This is a genomic window from Microcystis aeruginosa NIES-4325, assembly GCF_008974145.1.
In the GTDB taxonomy this organism is placed as follows: Bacteria; Cyanobacteriota; Cyanobacteriia; order Cyanobacteriales; family Microcystaceae; genus Microcystis; species Microcystis aeruginosa_G.
The window spans coordinates 92,400-108,805 of sequence record NZ_BJKP01000006.1; the positions used below are offsets into that span (position 1 = coordinate 92,400).

Sequence of the window (16,406 nt, forward strand, 5' to 3'; positions counted from 1 at the left end):
GCTAAAGTTAGGAGTTGAGACTAAAATTAATTCCTTCGTAAATATCGGCAAGATTTAAGCTAATTTCCAAAGAATCTAGGGATATAATTCCCCTGCCTGGGGTGTATTCTTGCAGTAACCAATTATTTTCCGAGGTTTTGCGATAGGATTCTATTAGTATCTCCCCTTGACTGACGAGAAGATATTGGTTTAATTGGGGTATAGAACGATAATAACGAAATTTATCACCCCGATCATAACCAGAGGTGGAAGGGGATAAAACTTCGATAATTAGGCAGGGATTTAAAATTTCATCATTGCGATTATCACTGAATAATGGTTCCCCGGCAATGATCATTAAATCTGGGTATAAACCGCGATTATATTGGGGTATCCATAGACGTAGATCGCTAGATTGAAGACGATAATTAGTTCCTCTTAAAGCTAATTTTAGCAGGACAATAAGATTAATGAGAATACTATTATGATTGATGCTTCCCCCTGTCATCTCGATAATTTCCCCGTCGTGATATTCGTGTTTAGTTTCTGCGCTAGTTTCTAAATTACGATATTCTTCTAAGCTGAGGGTTTTAGGGGGAGATGAAGTCAACATTTTTCCAGATTAGAGCTTCTTTTATTCAATCATAACACCATTACCGCTTTAATCCTAATTCTCCTTGAAGAAAATCAATAAATTGTCTAGCAGTTCTTCCCGATCGCCCATTATGTTGGGTTGCCCATTGTTTGGCACGAAATTCTAAGTCTTCCAAGCTAATTTTTAATTTAGCTAAACTGGCTAAATGACGCACTATTTCCAAATATTTTTCTTGATTAGCGGGTTCAAAAGTTAGGGTTAAACCAAAGCGATCGCTAAAGGATAATTTTTCTTGTACTGTATCCCAATTATGCACTTCATCACTATCTTTTGGTTGCGGTCGATCCGCAAAAAATTCTCTGACTAAATGTCGGCGATTAGAAGTGGCATAAACTACGACATTTTTCGGTCTAGCGGTGATACTTCCCTCTAAAATAACCTTTAAAGCTTTAAAAGCTTCATCGTCTTCTTCAAAGGATAAATCATCGACAAAGATAATAAATTTTTGAGGCAAATCTCGCAAGATTTCAATAATTAATGGTAAATCTTTTAATTGGGATTTTGCCACTTCAATTAAGCGCAATCCTTGACTATGGTATTTTGGCAATAATCCCTTGACTAGAGAGGATTTTCCGGAACCACGGCAGCCATAGAGTAGGACGTTTAAAGCAGGATAACCTGCCAATAAAAACTCAGTGTTTTTAATCAAGGTTTCCTTAGGCGTTTCATAACCGACTATGTCTTGAATCTGCACGGGATCGGGATGAGTAATTCCTTTTAATCTACCTTCTTGCCACCTTAAAGCTTGATAACGGGCAAAAATTCCTGTACCACATTCGCGATAATAATCTGCTAAATCTTCGACTAATTCCGTCCAATCTGAACTGGAATGCAGGAAACTTTCTAATTTATTGTCCACTTCCCAAGCGGGGAAAATTAGAAATTTAATTTGTTCAAAAACTGTCGAATTACTTAAGCTATAAATGCTAGAGTTATAAAGAGATTGGAGGATAGATAAATCCTGTTTAACGCCATCAATTAAAGATTCGGGTAACTCCCAAACACTTTTTTTCTGTACCTGTTGACTAAAGGGATTATCATCTAAGAGAATTTGTTCGATTAGATAATCATTCCAACTGATATTTTTAGATGCTAAAGCTTGAAACCATTGACCATAAGCTTTGAGAAAATCGGCAACATTATCCGTAGCTAATAGGGTAATAAATGTCTGTCCAATAGCATTATCAAAAACCCCTTGATACAAAACCAACAAGCTGACTTTTTTGTAAATTTCAGAGATCATTTTTTATTCTCCACTAATAACTAACATTTCATGATCACCTTTTGGCAATTCCTAATCCGATTTAATAATTGCCGCCTTGTAGCTGAGGGAATGCCAATCAGCTATTATTCTACCAAGATAGGGTGATCTTTGCAAGATTAAGGTTAAAAAGGGAAAATGCCTAGGGACTAATTCCTAGTATTTCTTCAATTGATTCTCAGTTATCTTAATAGTGCGGTACAAAATTTTCCTTTTTGGGGGATGGTCGATGATGCCCTGTCAGGTTACACTTCCTCTTGAGGAGAAACGCTATATTTGATAAAATTTAACCAATCTTGGATTTCCTGTCCTAACCAGAGACATTCATCCTCGCGGAGATTCTGACCGATAAGATAATAATTTTTAGCCGTCCGCAGACGAATCTGATAGTTACCTTCTGTACCGTTGCTATGGAGAAAAATACCCCATAAATCTTGAGTTCTGAAGGCAAATTTTTGGTATATAAAATAGAAGATTTTATATTTAATTAAAACTTCTTGAGGGGTAAGAATTAATTGCATTTCACGCAAACAAATAAAACCAATTAGAGCTATAATAAAGGTAAGAATCGGGGAGATAAAGATACTGACAATAAGGACAATCGCCAAAGACCAGAGAGTAGCTGCATCGGAAGGTAGCTTAATTTTTGGGGGTAAATTAATCTCTAAATTATCCCGGTGTTTAGCAATCCGGATGGAACTGTGGGGAGGTTTTGGTAATTTCTTAGGATCGATTAAACTTGAGGCTTGGCGATAGTAGGGATGTTGGAGAAATTTCAGGGCTTCTCTAGCAGTTTTAAACCGCTTTTCTACCGCCATATCGGTGATAGTTTCTAACCAATCGATTAAATCATCATCGATTGTCACCAGTTGGCGAAATTGAATTTTAGAGTCGCGGTGGGGCAGTTCTATGGGGACAATTCCCGTCAATAAATGAATTAAAGTCATACCTAAAGCATATAAATCAGAACCCGGAACTGCTCGTCCCCAAAATTGTTCTAGGGGTGCATAACCACTCGTCCCCACCACGGTAAAAGTAACTCCTGTTACTGCACCCCTGGACTGGACTGCACCAAAATCTACTAAATAAACGTTATTTTCCGAGTTAATAATTAAATTACTAGGTTTAATATCTCGATGTAATACTGGGGGCGATAATTCGTGCAAATAGATGAGAATTTCGAGAAGTTCTTGGGCAATAGTCCGAATTACCGTAGGGGTGAAACGTTGCCCCCTTTCTAAGCGATCGCTTAAGGATTCTCCTGGTATATAATCTTGTACAAGCACAAACCAAGGAATCCCGTCACCTTGATTTTTATCGAGGGAAAAATAATCGCGATAGCGGGGAATACGGGGATGATGGAGAGAAGCTAAGACGGCTGCCTCCCGTTCAAATAATTTTAATTCTTCCCACTCCATCTGGGGACTAAAAGCGAGGAGTTTAATAATTACCGATTCCTGGGATAATATATCGATAGCTAACCAAGTTTGACGACCGATAGCGGTATTGCCTAGGCGTTGTTGCAGTTGGTAACGTTCAGCTAAAAGAGAATCAGAAGTAAAGGTCATAGTGGCTTTTCCCTTATTTAGACCGTTTTTTTATCAGGAAAACTGCTGTCTGGTACTAATTAATATCGATTTGTTTTTTTTCTGTCCAACAAAGGGCGATTCCTTTTTCTTTATAGGAAGATTCTCCGACAAAGATAGGATATAATTCCGATGCACCACGATAGATGATTTCCTGACCATCAAATCCTAGAAAAATCGGTTGATTAGGTTGAATTGCCTGATAATCTCGTTGGAGAATCTGAGGATGTAACATGGCTTTAATTTCACCCTGTTCATCTCTAGGATAATCGATCGAGCCTAAACGTTGGTAAACTGTTAGGGATTCGCTGAAAGTATCGAGATGGGCAGCGAGATAATTTTCCTGTTCGATATAGTCTAGGATTTGATAGAGGAGTGTTTCGGTTTGACGAAAAAGATAGGGACAGATGACACCATGGTTAATTGGACCGATTTCGAGGGTAAAAGCTAGGGGACAAATTCCTTTCAGAAAATGATTTTCTTCCTCGCTGACGGGATGATAAATTAAGCGCACATCAGGATTAATTTTGGTTAGATAGGTAAAGAGTTTTAATAGCCAAGGATGGGGATTAGAATAAATAATCGCCAGCATCATGTTAGATGTGGTGCTGTGAATATCTATTAATAAATCGATAGATTTTTCTTGGATTTCTTTGACTATTTTTTTGGCTCGTTTTTGTTCGTATTGCTGACAATCGGGATTAACTAAATCTTTCTGGTTAAAACAACGATTTAAATCCGTATCGATATATCTAACCCGTTGCTTTAGGGCTAAGGGATTAGCGATGAGACTGTGGGATTGAAAACTGCTGCGAGCAATGAGATTAGGTGAGTTTTGCAGGTATTTAACCAAATAAGCGGGAGTTAGTTCATTGCCATGCACACCAGCAATTAAAGCCAGATTTTTAATAGTATTTTTTTGCTCGATCATTTTTTATAAGTTTTGAGAATTTGTAATTATTTATCTAGGACAAAATTGCCGTAATTAAATAACAATTATAAGCCTTAAAAAAGGGTAGTCGGGAGGGGCAGGTTTACCAACCCACCCCTATAACTGACTTAGAAAAACCAACCGTAGGAATGAAGACCTTTACCTAAAAGATTCACCCCTAAATAACATACCCAAACCACAACAAAACCACTGGCCGCTAGAATAGCTGGTTTTCTTCCCTGCCATCCCCGGGTAATACGGGCATGGAGATAAGCAGCAAAAACTAACCAAGTGATTAGCGCCCAAGTTTCTTTCGGATCCCAACTCCAATAGGAACCCCAAGCTTCATTGGCCCAAACTGCCCCGGCGATGATACCGATAGTGAGAAGGGGAAAACCGAGACCAATGACCCGATAACTGATATTATCGAGGGTTTCTGCCAAGCTAAGACGTTGGGGCGAAAGAGTCGCCATCGCTGTTAAGGTGGGAGTTAAAAGGGCGGTTGTGCCACTGTTAGCCGTTTCCAGGAAAATTGGAGCGGAAAGAGTGGTAGATAACTTATTTTGCAGACGATAGGCCCCCGTACCCACGGAACTGCCCTTTAACTCGATATTTTGACCTCTCGTGACGATCAGAAAAGCGATCGCCATTAGGGAACCCACCATCAAAGCAGCATAACTTAACATCATGACGCTAACGTGCATCATCAACCAATTCGATTTTAAAGCTGGAACCAAGGGCTCCGAAGTTTGCATTTCCCCGGGTAAGGACAAAGTAGCAAAAGCAGTAATCCCCATCGCTACAGGAGTCGTCACCACCCCCACCAGGCGACTGCGGCTAGTGTACTCAGCAATTAAATGAACCGCAGTTACACCCCAAGCGAGAAAGAATAAAGATTCGTAAAGATTGCTAATGGGGAAATAACCCGCTTCTAACCAGCGCGCCCCCAATAAAGCGGCGATACAGAGGTTAGCGATGGCCACTCCCGTGCTGCCTAAGCCAGACAACAAAGGTATGCTGGGAAAGGCTGCCCCAGCCCAATAAACCAGCATGGTTAAAAACAGGACTAAAAAAGAAGTGTTATCGAGAAAGTTCTCTAAGCTAACTAAATTCATGGGATTTCTCTCGTTTGTCGCTCGCTCGCTACCAAGTATTCCATCCTCTATCCTATCCCATCGGTAAGGCGATCGAGACAGGGAATTGTTAGTATGAACTTTGTATTTTCACCCTCACCTACCCTAAAAATTATGGCTAATCAAGAAGATAATAAATTTTCCTGGTCGCGTTTGCCGCGGTTAGGCAAAATCCTGATCATTTGTTCTGGTGTTGCCGCTTTGGGCTATTTTCTTATCCCTCGTCCCTCAGAATTATCCAATATTCCCCTCGAACCCTACAGCGAATTTATCAGTAGAGTGGAACGGGGCGACATCAGTAGGGTCAGAATTGGCAATCAAGTTATCTATTATCAATTAAAAAATCCTTTAGAATCCCTGCCTATTCCGGGTAATCCCCCCGTTAATCCCGCGGAATCAAGTAATCCCCTTCACGGTGATTCTGGTTCTCTGACCAGCAAACCAAGCAGTAATCTAGTCTCCGGACGAGTCTTGGCAACGATTCCAGTCGATAACCCCCAATTACCTCAACTATTACAGCAAAAAGGCGTAATCTTCGAGGCGATTCCCGTGGCCGAAAACAGTTGGATCACCACTCTACTCGCTTGGGTGGTTCCTCCCTTAATTTTAGTCGCCGCTATGCAGTTTCTGTTCTATCGCAACGATGACACGCGTAAATCGCTGCTTTTTAACAAAAATCTTGCTAAAGTTTACGGAGACGGCGAAAAATATCCGATTACCTTCAGTGATGTGGCCGGGGCCGAGGAGGCAAAAACCGAGTTAAAGGAAATTGTCGAATTTCTCAAGGATGCCGAGCGCTTTAATAAAATTGGGGCGCGTATTCCTAAAGGTGTTCTCTTAGTCGGACCGCCGGGGACGGGAAAAACCCTCTTAGCAAAAGCGGTCGCGGGAGAAGCGGGAGTGACTTTTTTTAGCATTTCGGCCTCGGAATTTGTGGAATTATTTGTCGGGACGGGGGCAGCCCGGGTGCGGGATCTATTTGCCCAAGCGAAGAAAAATGCCCCTAGCATCATTTTTATTGATGAATTGGACGCGATCGGTAAATCAAGAAGTTCGGGATCGGGAACTAGCGGCAGCAATGATGAGCGAGAGCAGACTTTAAACCAACTTTTGACAGAAATGGACGGTTTTAGCCCCAAAGAAGCCGTTGTCATTGTTTTAGCCGCCACCAATCGCCCAGAGACTCTTGATGCCGCTTTATTGCGTCCGGGGCGCTTTGATCGCCAAGTTTTGGTGGATCGTCCCGATTTAGCGGGACGATTGGCAATTTTGGAAATATACGCCCAACGAGTCCAGATGGGTGAAGATGTTAACCTCAAAGCGATCGCCACCCAAACCCCCGGTTTTGCCGGTGCCGATTTGGCCAACCTCGTCAATGAGGCTGCTCTCTTGGCTGCCCGCAATAATCGGGAAAAAGTCAGTCAAATTGACTTTAAAGAGGCGATAGAAAGAGTTATCGCTGGTTTAGAAAAGAAAAGTCGGGTTTTATCGGAAAAAGAAAAGAAAATCGTCGCTTATCACGAAGTTGGCCATGCTTTAGTCGGTGCTGTTATGCCGGGAGGTGGTCGCGTCGAGAAAATTTCGATCGTTCCCCGGGGTTTATCCGCTTTGGGTTATACCCTGAAAATTCCCACGGAAGACCGTTTTTTGATGACAGAAACCGAATTTAAAGAACAAATTACTATGTTATTGGGCGGTCGGGCTGCTGAAGAATTAATCTTTGGCAGTGTCACTAATGGCGCTTCCGATGATTTACAAAGGGCGACAGATATTGCGGAAAGAATGGTGACAATTTATGGTATGAGTAAATCCCTGGGTCCCCTAGCCTACGATAAAACGGGACAGGCTAATTTTTTAGGTAATAATCAGGTTAGTCCCAGACGTTCGATCGGGGAAAATACGGCGAAAGCGATCGATGAAGAGGTTAAACAAATTATCGATGCTAGTTACCAAAAAGCCCTAGCAATTCTCAGTCACAACCGCAATTTATTAGAGTCGATTACCGCTAATCTTCTGACCACGGAAGTAATCGAAGGAGAAGAATTGCAAGAGTTATTAAATCAAGCGCAAATGGTCTGATCAATCATCATAAATAGTCGAGAATAACTAACTTAAGGTGAGGAGAGGATCAGAGCATTGGAAAACTGATATTTCCCCGCTTTGACGGTTAATTTGCCCTTTTTCCAACCCAAAGAAACGGGAGAGTTATCTCGACTTAAACTGTTATAAAGGGCGAAATTTTTTGACCAATCGTGCTTTTGACCGTTACGAATTAAAATCGGCAGTAGATTGATTTGATTATAGGTCAATTGTAAACTTTGCCCCTGACTGCCTTTAAATAAAACCCCGCCTTGCTTAATTTGAGTTAAATTTACTTGACTTTTTTGCTTAAATATGGTCTTGAAATTCTCATAACTGCCCTGAGTTGCCGCTTCCCCCACTTCCAGAGCAAAACCCGCATAATTATTACCTGTGGGTAAAGCTTGGTAGGTATTATCATCGGGATAAGGGGAATTAGGAATCTCGATAATTTCAGGAGAAGAAAGATTGATTAATCTCAGAGCTAACCAAGTTTTTTCTAATTGAATAAACCAGATATTATCATCTTTTTCTACCTTAGCAGTTTTCGGTAATTGCCAGAAAAAAGCTTGGTCTGCCGGTCGTAACCAGATTAAAAGATTACGATATTGTCCGATTTCATCCCCAGGATTTTTGCCCGGTTTTAGTCCATTTTTGCCCGTGTTAGCCACAAAAAAATCCACACCTTTTTGTTGATTAAAGGCCATTAATTTAAATGGGGCTACATCGCCATCGGGGAAAGTTCCCGCCAGACTACCCATTTGATAACTAACCCCGATAAATTGAGTTTCCCAATAACCCGGACTCTGATTATTGCCCGGTTTCCAGTTTTCATACAGGGGTTTACTGGCGAGAATTTCTACCGGTTTATTAAAGTTTTTTCGGGCTAATTCCATCACTGCCAAAGGAGGACGATAACGACTGGTAATTAGATAAAGAGAGTCCAATTCCTGGCGATTATTGGCGACCGGAGTATCACCAAAGTATAACCAAAAAGTGCGGACTGCGTGCGATCGCATTACGCCATGGCCATCACCATAATCACGTTTTACAGGGCCTCCCCAACCACCACGATAATATTTAACACTAGCGGCCATGGATAACCAATCTAAGGCCATTTTTGCCCATTGTTTAACTTCCGTATCTTGAGCAAAATCGTAGAGATTGAGATAGGGAGCAAAGGTATGACCGTGATAAACTTCTGAATCCCATTCCCCCATACCGATGTTATATAAAGCTGAAACGTAACGCTTAATTTTACTTTTATAAATTTGACGAGTTGCCTCATTTCCTGTTTCTTCGGCCATCAGATAAACTGATGTTTCGCGCATTGCCCGCAGGTTATCAGTATTACGACTATCTACCCATAAACCCCGTCTTGTTATACTCCAATCATTACCCGTTCCTTGGCCAGTACCGTGGATAGGATGGGGCCGTTGTAAAGGGTCGGTTTCTGTCCAAATTTTTGCCGCATTATACATTCTCTGACGATAAACTGGATCGAGATACTTTCCGAGAAGAAAATACTTTCTAATTTGTCCTTTTAGGGTAAAAGAAAAATAATAATCTATATAATCGGTGTGGGCTTGTTCTCGTTTTTGTGGGTCATCCTGCTGCAGGAAATCTAGGGCTTTTTGCCGGTTTCCTGCCAAGAAATCAAACATGGCCATAGGATAGGATTTTTTCTCGTTTTCTCCCCACAAATTGCCATAACTTTCTGCCCTAGCAAAATGGTTAATAACTTCCTTGGCCCTTTGTTGAAATTCTGCTTCTAATTCCGGTGTCCAATGATTGAGATATTTGGGTTTAACTTCGGCAATGGGGAAAGAAGTGATCGAGTTTTGAGAAACCGAATAGAGGGAATTAAAGCCAATAGTAAATAGGGCAATTATTCCCGCTAAAATTAGGTATTTAATTCTATATCCAATCGTCATCTTCGGCAAATTCATCGATGTTTCCTTGATTTTCTGGGGACTGAGGTTGATTCTCTTTATCTAATTGTAAAGGAACCGGTTCGGGGGGGATAATTTCTGGTAATAATTCTTCTGGTTTTTGACCATCTACCTCCACCACAATCATTTCTGTGACGGGAAACCAAAGTATCCGGCCTTGATCATCACAAACCGTCAGCGATCGCAATTTATCTGGAGTCTCAGTTGCGAAGAAATCTCCTAACATTTTGGTGGGCAAAATATTCTTACTTTCACCCCCAATAACTCCTAGGAATATATATTCGTTACCTGTGGTCAAATGTTGAACAATAATCGCCATAGTTAAAATAATTCAGTCAATGAAATGTACTTAGTTGATGGCTGACTCTTGAATGATAGCTTTCAACCATAAGATTGCGACTGACAACTGATTACTGATTACTGATTACTGATTACTGCTTAACTTGACTGCCGTGACTGCGGGGATCGGTTTGACTAGCACCCGCCAGGACATTAAAATCAGAATTCTGTCCCGTAGTGGTGGCATAGGGTAGGGTAGAATTAGTTAAAAGTGCCTCTAAATTAGCAGTTAAAATTGATTTTGGTTGTTCTCCGATCGCTTGGGCCACCGGTTGTCCTTGGTTATTTAAAAAGACAAAATGGGGAATACCATCCACACGATAACGGAGAATTTCTGGCAACCATTTATTATTATCAACGTTGAGCATGACAAAATTAATGGTATTACCGTATTGTTTTTTAATTTCGGCAATTTCAGGGGCCATCGCCTGACAACTGGTACACCAATTAGCATAAAATTCTGTCAGGGTGGGTTTACCATTGCTGAGGGCAAGATCGAAAGGTGTCGCTTTTTCCGCTTGCGCTTCCAAAGATACGGAACTAGCGGTGGTTTGAAACCCCAAGAAAATCGCTACACTAAGGATAACTGCCGTCACTGCCAGCAGCAGATTTCTGATTTTATTGGTGGGTGTGGTGGCTGTCATGGATAGTCTCTCAAAAATTATTCCTATCCTATCCTATCCTCATGAAAAAACGCGTTACTCTCACTTTTCCCAAAAAAACCGTCCATATGCCCGTTACCTATCGACTGGCGAAGGATTTTAACGTCGCCGCTAATATTATCCGCGCCCAAGTTGCCCCCAATCAAGTGGGAACATTAGTATTAGAATTATCGGGAGATATCGATGAGTTAGAAGCGGCGATCGAATGGTTACAATTACAAAATATTGGCGTTTCCCAAGTTAGTCGCGAAATCGTCATTGATGAAGAAAAATGCGTCGATTGCGGCTTATGTACGGGAGTTTGTCCCACGGAAGCTTTAACTCTTGATCCCGAAAGTTTTCGTCTTAAGTTTTTGCGTTCCCGTTGTGTGGTTTGTGAACAATGTATCCCCACTTGTCCCGTGGTGGCAATTTCCACAAACTTGTAAAGTAGCAGTTATTAAATTAATTTTTTTGCCCATTTAAATAATAGCCACCGCTAGAGATTTTAAGCCTTCATTTGTCTCCAACCCGGTTAATCGTCACAAATATCTCCTTCCCTTTCTGCCTAAAGACCCTTTCTCCGATATCATAGTTAAAAAGAGATCCTTGACTCTGGCCACATCTGTGGGGATTACATACCATTAATCATGGTTTTTTTGCAAAAAATACAAAAAACTTGACATGACTTCTGCCGTTCCTCGCCTTTCCTATCCTGATAGTCCGATTGCTGATCTTCGCGGCCTCTATAACTTTATCCTCAACCCGCAACTGTTAGCCGCAGAAAAGGGAAATCGGTCGATCATCAGTTTTTGTCAAAAAATTTCCCCCCTTGATCCCCTAGAAATTCTCTCTCGGATTGCTTCTAGCTATCCCACCCATTCTTATTGGGAAAATCCCGAACGAGAAACCGCTTTTCTCGGCTACGGCATCGCCTTTGCTGCCACTTTCCACGGCAAACAACGTTTTTTAAAAGCTCAAAAATTTATTGAAAACTGTCAACAAAGAATTATTAAAATTGATAACTATAGCGAGATTACTTCCCGCATCTTTTGCAGTTTCACTTTTTTCAACTCGGGAACAGCTACCCCATTTCCGTCAGCTACCCTAACCCTGCCTAAGTTTCAAATCATCAAAAAGCAGTCGGAATATTTTTTCCTGACCAATCTCTTAATCACCAGCGAAAAAGAAATAGAAAACTCCCTCGAAGAAACTATTAATAATCTCAAAATCATCCAAAATAACTCGAGCAATTACCGACAAAATCCCCGTCAGGATCCCTGTAGTTATTATATTCATCCTACCTATAATTTTCAAGCGGCTGTTGCCGATGCCCTCCAATCGATCCATGCCCAAAAATTTAGCAAAATTGTCCTTGCTCACGCTCTTGACGTGATTTCTACCCGTCCTTTTCATCTGGTAAACTGTCTCGATAATTTGCGTCAGCGTCATCCCGATTGCTACACTTTTTCCCTCGGCAATGGACGAGGAGATCATTTTATCGGCGCTAGTCCCGAACGCTTGTTAACTGTCCATCAGGGACAATTAATCACCGATGCTTTAGCGGGATCTGCCCCCCGGGGAGAAAATGCGATCGAAGATGCTCTTTTCGCCAATAAACTCCTCGCTAGTGAAAAAGAACAACGGGAACATCGGGCTGTTAGTGACTTTATTAACCAAAAACTGCGACAAATTGGCTTAAATCCGCAAAATTCTCCCTCTAGATTGTTAAAACTATCCAATATTCAACATCTCTGGACTCCTATTCATGCCAAACTCAAACCCTCCATCCATCCACTGGAAATTGTTGCCCAACTACACCCCACTCCTGCTGTTGCTGGGGTTCCCACCGAGATCGCTTTAGCACAAATTCGTCATTATGAAACCTTCGATCGCTCTCTTTATGCCGCTCCTTTGGGTTGGATTGATTGTCAAAATAATAGTGAGTTTATTGTGGGTATTCGTTCGGCATTAATTAAAGGCGATCGAGCGCGATTATACGCCGGTGCGGGTATTGTTGCCGGTTCCGATCCAGAAAAAGAACTAGCAGAAATTCAGCTTAAATTTCAAGCTCTCTTAAAAGCTTTAACTTAAACTATAGCTTTTTAGCGAACCAATAACTTAAATAAGCCTAATTTACCCTTAAAAGGCGGATATTTTAAAGCAGGATTGAACCAAAGAGGTGTTTTCATAACCGCTTTTTGGTGACTAAAATTATCAAAGGAAAAACGACCATGGCAGCTACCAATACCGCTATTTCCCCGGCCACCAAAGGGTAAACTAGGATTAGTAAAATGAAAACTATTGTTGTTAATACAACCTCCCCCAAACTGGACAGATTCTAACCATTTTTTTTCGTTTTTTGCCTTGGTAGTAAACAGATAAAAAGCTAGAGGGTTAGGGTTTTTAGCAATAATTGCTAAAGCTTCCTCAAAAGTGCTAAAGGCAATGATCGGTAAAATTGGTCCGAATATTTCCCCTTGCATAATAGGAGCATCGAGGGAAATATTAGTTAATAAAGTTGGTTGAATATATAAATTTTCTCGATCGGTTTTGCCGCCAAAAACAATCTCACCATCTTTGAGAAATTCAATCAGGCGATCAAATTGTTTCTCATTAATTATCTTACCATAATCAGCACTTAATCTGGCATCTTCACCGAAAAAATTAACAATAGTGTTTGCTAATTCTCTGATAAAATTCTCCTGCTGGGATTGATGTACTAAAACATAATCAGCAGCGATACACATTTGACCAGAATTAGAGAATTTTGTCACGGCAATGCGACGGGTTGCTACGGAAATATTAGCATCAGCTTCGATAACACAGGGACTTTTTCCCCCTAATTCTAGAGTAACAGGAATTAACTTTTCTGCCGCTAGTTGATAAATAATTTTTCCTACCCTGGTACTGCCGGTAAAAAATATATGATCAAAGGTGAACCTGTCTAACATATTCGGAATTACTTCCGCACCATCTCCAGGTACAATTAACACATATTCTTCAGGGAATATCTCTTCAATTATTTTAACTACTAATTTTTCCGTCGCTGAGGCAAATTCACTCGGTTTTAATACCGCACAGTTACCGGCAGCAATAGCACCAACTAAAGGCACTAATAACAATTGGAGGGGATAATTCCAAGCACCAATAATTAAAACCACTCCTAAAGGTTCCTGGATAATTTGACTGGAGGAGGGGAAATTTAAGAGATTAGTTTTAACAGGTTTGGGTTGCATCCATGAACGCAAATTTTTTAAAGCGGTATTAATTTCCACCAAAAGGAAACCATTTTCAGTAATCCAACAATCTTCGGGACTTTTCTTTAAATCGCTATATAAAGCTTGATAGACCTCTGCTTCATATTTAATAATTGCCTGTTTTAACTTCTCTAACTGCTGACGACGGAATTGATAGGAACGAGTGGCACCACTAGCAAAATACTGACGCAATTTGGCTAATTTTTCTGAGTTTGACAGCATCGAAATAATTCCTAAGTTAATAATCAAATTCTACGGCATCCATTGGGGACGAATTCCCGCTAGAGGTAATTCAATTAAATCAGATTTACTTGCTTTTACTCCATCTTGTAGGGGAGGAATTAACATCCACAAACCTCCACCGATAATTGTTTCTCCGGAATCGGTAGTCAGAGGATTAGTCGGATTAGTATCATAACTGGTGCGAAGTTGATCAAAAATAATCGCTAAACTATCGGGAGATAAACTAATGTGAATATCACGATAATCGGCTAATTCTAGTAGGGGAGTCACTTGACCGGTCTTCACATCTATTTTAGCAAAATAGGGTTTTTCTTTGTACTCTTGACTGTTAGTAACTAACTCGGTTAACAAACAATACAAGTCACTACCCGTGGAATTAAATTGACAATCTATAATCGAACCTTGTAGATTGAGTAAGCGTTTTTGTAATCCTTGATTATTGACATAAAAAAGCGATCGAATATAACGCATTTTGGCATTATCAGTATTAAAATTCACCATTGCCGCAGCCGTACCATCAGCAGAAAAATTCAAAATTCGCCCAAATTTTGGTAAAAAATCTAGGGGTTTTGTTTCGGTTTTTAAAGGCAAAAGGGCGATTCCTTCCCCCTGGGTGACAGCTAAAGTTTTACTATCAGGTGCAATCAAAAATTCCCCACCTTGGATGTTTAATTGTTGGGGTTTTTCCCCCGATTTAACTGCCCATAAATCAAAGTTAATCGGATTGCGGCGCTCAATTCTCTGCACGACAATGGTTTTCCCATCTTTAGCTAAATCAAAATGATTATTTTGATAATCTTTATTGTCTAGCACTAACTCAATTTTTGCAGGGGATTGACTGCTATCAACTTGATAAAGCTGTAGTTCACGAATTCCCTGTATCCCCTGATTTTTCGCCACGGCCGAAAAGAGGAGTTTTTTACCATCAGGGTAAAATTCAAAAGCCATAACGGTCAAATTTGCGGGGGTTAAGAAGGTTTTCTTCTCCTCGGTCAAGTTATAAAAAATTAATCTTCCCTGTTCTTCCCCATTAGTGCCAATATAAGCAAAAGCACGATCCCGACTTTTAAATTCTCTTTCAAAAATTGCCAGGGTTTGTCCTAATCGATTACCGCTGCGAAATTGTTCCCGCGCACCTTCAATTTGCAGATGATATTTTTCTCCGTAGGGAATGGGAGAAGTGAGAGTATAAGCTAATCGTCTTCCGGCCCAACTAAACTTCCCCGGCAGCGGAGGATCGATCACTAGATTTTTTTCTACACTAGCATGATCCATGGGGCGATCAAAAGTGATAATAAATGCTTGATCTTCCGCTCCAATTTCTCGATTTTCCCAGCTAAATTCCTTGACCCTTGGACCAGTTTGTAAAAGACACTGATTACCACAGCTATTACCCAACCAAATTAAACCACCAATTACTAAGGTTAGCGATATAATTAATGTTATCGCTAATTTATCAATCGGTTGTAGTTGTAAGGTCTTGATCATTATAGTAGATGGTTAGTAACAACTGATAACTGATAACTGCTCACTGTTAATATCCGTAGGGATCCGCAGGAGTGGGTATAGATTTCACCGATTTAGCCCTAATTACTAATTGTCTTCTGGTGGTTGATTTTCCCACCTCTACGGGTAAAGACTCCGTGGTCATTTCCCCAGTGATTTCTAACCAAGTATCATTGGGATATTGACCGCGAATTCCTGATAGTTTCACTGGCAAACCCACGGGATAAGCATCCACAGCACAACAGGTAAGAATAAAGCGACTAATTAATAAATAATTATCGGGTAATTGGGGCAATTGTACCACAAAACCTGTGACTTTTACCGGTTGTCCTGTGTAAGCATCAGGTTCGGGGTAAGCATTCAAAGTTCTTACCCATTCAATTAAACTTTTTTCCTCCGGTTTAACGGTAGTGCCAAAGGATTGAGTTTGCACGCGAGTTAGGGGTAAAGATTCACTAATTCCCCTCTGTAATGCGATTTGACTGCTGAGGGGCTGCGGGGCGATAAATAGGCCTAAAATGGCAGTTATTACTAATAAACCTGAGCCAAAATGTTGGGGAAGAATGGTAATATGCGTTCGATTATCGTTACTATCTAAATTAATCTTTTTTTGCCACTGTTTTAATAATGTCCAAAGCTTGACTAATCCTAGAGCAAATAAAGCAATACTGGTGATGAGAACTAGGATAAAATAATTAGGATGGATCAGTAAATTTAATTGTCCAGTTATCCAGTATTTAAATAGTAACGACCCCCAACCGATGAGGGCAATAATATCGATAAATTGGGGGGCGATTATTTTTAGACGTGATGAATTCATGGGCAAAACTATCCGGGTACT

At 40.6% G+C, this 16,406-nt stretch carries 14 protein-coding genes; 3 read left to right on the forward strand and 11 right to left on the reverse strand.

Translation table 11 applies throughout. From position 1 onward, the window contains the following. Positions 1-7 precede the first annotated feature (7 nt). The 5 genes from MiAbW_RS05095 to ccsB form a co-directional block, all read right to left on the reverse strand. Positions 8-592 (reverse strand): Uma2 family endonuclease, encoded by a 585-nt coding sequence (locus tag MiAbW_RS05095; protein WP_151695193.1) that lies wholly within the window; start codon positions 590-592, stop codon positions 8-10. Between the two features lie 40 nt (positions 593-632). Next, entirely contained in the window at positions 633-1,877 is a 1,245-nt protein-coding gene (locus MiAbW_RS05100; protein ID WP_151695194.1) for an ATP-binding protein, read from the reverse strand. 263 nt (positions 1,878-2,140) lie between these two features. Further along, positions 2,141-3,463 carry a serine/threonine protein kinase gene (locus tag MiAbW_RS05105; RefSeq protein ID WP_151695195.1) on the reverse strand — a complete coding sequence of 441 codons (1,323 nt, stop codon included), beginning with the start codon at positions 3,461-3,463 and terminating at the stop codon, positions 2,141-2,143. 55 nt (positions 3,464-3,518) lie between these two features. Further along, a complete protein-coding gene (locus MiAbW_RS05110; protein ID WP_151695196.1) occupies positions 3,519-4,412 on the reverse strand; it encodes an aspartoacylase in 894 nt (297 codons plus the stop codon). 128 nt (positions 4,413-4,540) lie between these two features. Next, positions 4,541-5,527 (reverse strand): c-type cytochrome biogenesis protein CcsB, encoded by a 987-nt coding sequence (gene ccsB, locus MiAbW_RS05115; protein ID WP_151695197.1) that lies wholly within the window; start codon positions 5,525-5,527, stop codon positions 4,541-4,543. A gap of 132 nt (positions 5,528-5,659) precedes the next feature. Between ccsB and ftsH the strand changes: the two genes are divergently transcribed. Continuing rightward, on the forward strand, positions 5,660-7,624 hold the full coding sequence (ftsH, locus tag MiAbW_RS05120) for an ATP-dependent zinc metalloprotease FtsH (RefSeq protein ID WP_151695240.1): 1,965 nt from the start codon (positions 5,660-5,662) through the stop codon (positions 7,622-7,624). Between the two features lie 32 nt (positions 7,625-7,656). Here the strand turns inward: ftsH and MiAbW_RS05125 are convergent, their stop codons facing one another. The 3 genes from MiAbW_RS05125 to MiAbW_RS05135 all read right to left on the reverse strand — a co-directional run bounded on the left by MiAbW_RS05125 (position 7,657) and on the right by MiAbW_RS05135 (position 10,559). Then, entirely contained in the window at positions 7,657-9,573 is a 1,917-nt protein-coding gene (locus tag MiAbW_RS05125; RefSeq protein WP_151695198.1) for a hypothetical protein, read from the reverse strand. Then, entirely contained in the window at positions 9,542-9,895 is a 354-nt protein-coding gene (locus MiAbW_RS05130; RefSeq protein ID WP_151695199.1) for a hypothetical protein, read from the reverse strand. Before MiAbW_RS05130 ends, MiAbW_RS05125 begins: the two co-directional genes overlap by 32 nt. A 112-nt stretch (positions 9,896-10,007) precedes the next feature. Beyond that, positions 10,008-10,559: a thioredoxin family protein gene (locus MiAbW_RS05135; RefSeq protein ID WP_151695200.1), complete on the reverse strand. Its 552-nt coding sequence runs from the start codon at positions 10,557-10,559 to the stop codon at positions 10,008-10,010. Positions 10,560-10,600: 41 nt separating this feature from the next. Here MiAbW_RS05135 and MiAbW_RS05140 point away from each other — a divergent pair, with 41 nt between their 5' ends. Together MiAbW_RS05140 and MiAbW_RS05145 are read left to right on the forward strand one after the other, a co-directional pair. Further along, entirely contained in the window at positions 10,601-11,005 is a 405-nt protein-coding gene (locus MiAbW_RS05140) for an NIL domain-containing protein (RefSeq protein ID WP_151695201.1), read from the forward strand. 235 nt (positions 11,006-11,240) lie between these two features. Next, the gene (locus MiAbW_RS05145) at positions 11,241-12,650 is read left to right on the forward strand and encodes an isochorismate synthase (protein ID WP_151695202.1); all 1,410 of its coding nucleotides are present in this window, start codon (positions 11,241-11,243) and stop codon (positions 12,648-12,650) included. An 11-nt stretch (positions 12,651-12,661) separates the two neighbouring features. Here MiAbW_RS05145 and MiAbW_RS05150 read toward each other — a convergent pair whose 3' ends face one another. Genes MiAbW_RS05150 through MiAbW_RS05160 form a run of 3 tightly spaced genes read right to left on the reverse strand, consistent with a single transcriptional unit; the run spans position 12,662 to position 16,385 of the window. Further along, positions 12,662-14,038, reverse strand: coding sequence for an aldehyde dehydrogenase (locus tag MiAbW_RS05150; RefSeq protein WP_151695203.1), 1,377 nt, complete (start codon positions 14,036-14,038; stop codon positions 12,662-12,664). A gap of 30 nt (positions 14,039-14,068) precedes the next feature. Continuing rightward, the gene (locus tag MiAbW_RS05155) at positions 14,069-15,547 is read right to left on the reverse strand and encodes a hypothetical protein (RefSeq protein WP_151695204.1); all 1,479 of its coding nucleotides are present in this window, start codon (positions 15,545-15,547) and stop codon (positions 14,069-14,071) included. 46 nt (positions 15,548-15,593) lie between these two features. Beyond that, the gene (locus MiAbW_RS05160; RefSeq protein ID WP_151695205.1) at positions 15,594-16,385 is read right to left on the reverse strand and encodes a TIGR03943 family putative permease subunit; all 792 of its coding nucleotides are present in this window, start codon (positions 16,383-16,385) and stop codon (positions 15,594-15,596) included. Between the last annotated feature and the right edge of the window lie 21 nt (positions 16,386-16,406).

Coding starts and splice junctions, on each gene's coding strand:
- MiAbW_RS05095 (WP_151695193.1), bottom strand. CDS start 592: ATGTTGACTTCATCTCCCCCTAAAACCCTCAGCTTAGAAGAATATCGT.
- MiAbW_RS05135 (WP_151695200.1), bottom strand. CDS start 10,559: ATGACAGCCACCACACCCACCAATAAAATCAGAAATCTGCTGCTGGCA.
- MiAbW_RS05155 (WP_151695204.1), bottom strand. CDS start 15,547: ATGATCAAGACCTTACAACTACAACCGATTGATAAATTAGCGATAACA.
- MiAbW_RS05160 (WP_151695205.1), bottom strand. CDS start 16,385: ATGAATTCATCACGTCTAAAAATAATCGCCCCCCAATTTATCGATATT.
- MiAbW_RS05100 (WP_151695194.1), bottom strand. CDS start 1,877: ATGATCTCTGAAATTTACAAAAAAGTCAGCTTGTTGGTTTTGTATCAA.
- MiAbW_RS05110 (WP_151695196.1), bottom strand. CDS start 4,412: ATGATCGAGCAAAAAAATACTATTAAAAATCTGGCTTTAATTGCTGGT.
- MiAbW_RS05125 (WP_151695198.1), bottom strand. CDS start 9,573: ATGAATTTGCCGAAGATGACGATTGGATATAGAATTAAATACCTAATT.
- MiAbW_RS05105 (WP_151695195.1), bottom strand. CDS start 3,463: ATGACCTTTACTTCTGATTCTCTTTTAGCTGAACGTTACCAACTGCAA.
- MiAbW_RS05145 (WP_151695202.1), top strand. CDS start 11,241: ATGACTTCTGCCGTTCCTCGCCTTTCCTATCCTGATAGTCCGATTGCT.
- MiAbW_RS05140 (WP_151695201.1), top strand. CDS start 10,601: ATGAAAAAACGCGTTACTCTCACTTTTCCCAAAAAAACCGTCCATATG.
- MiAbW_RS05130 (WP_151695199.1), bottom strand. CDS start 9,895: ATGGCGATTATTGTTCAACATTTGACCACAGGTAACGAATATATATTC.
- ftsH (WP_151695240.1), top strand. CDS start 5,660: ATGGCTAATCAAGAAGATAATAAATTTTCCTGGTCGCGTTTGCCGCGG.
- ccsB (WP_151695197.1), bottom strand. CDS start 5,527: ATGAATTTAGTTAGCTTAGAGAACTTTCTCGATAACACTTCTTTTTTA.
- MiAbW_RS05150 (WP_151695203.1), bottom strand. CDS start 14,038: ATGCTGTCAAACTCAGAAAAATTAGCCAAATTGCGTCAGTATTTTGCT.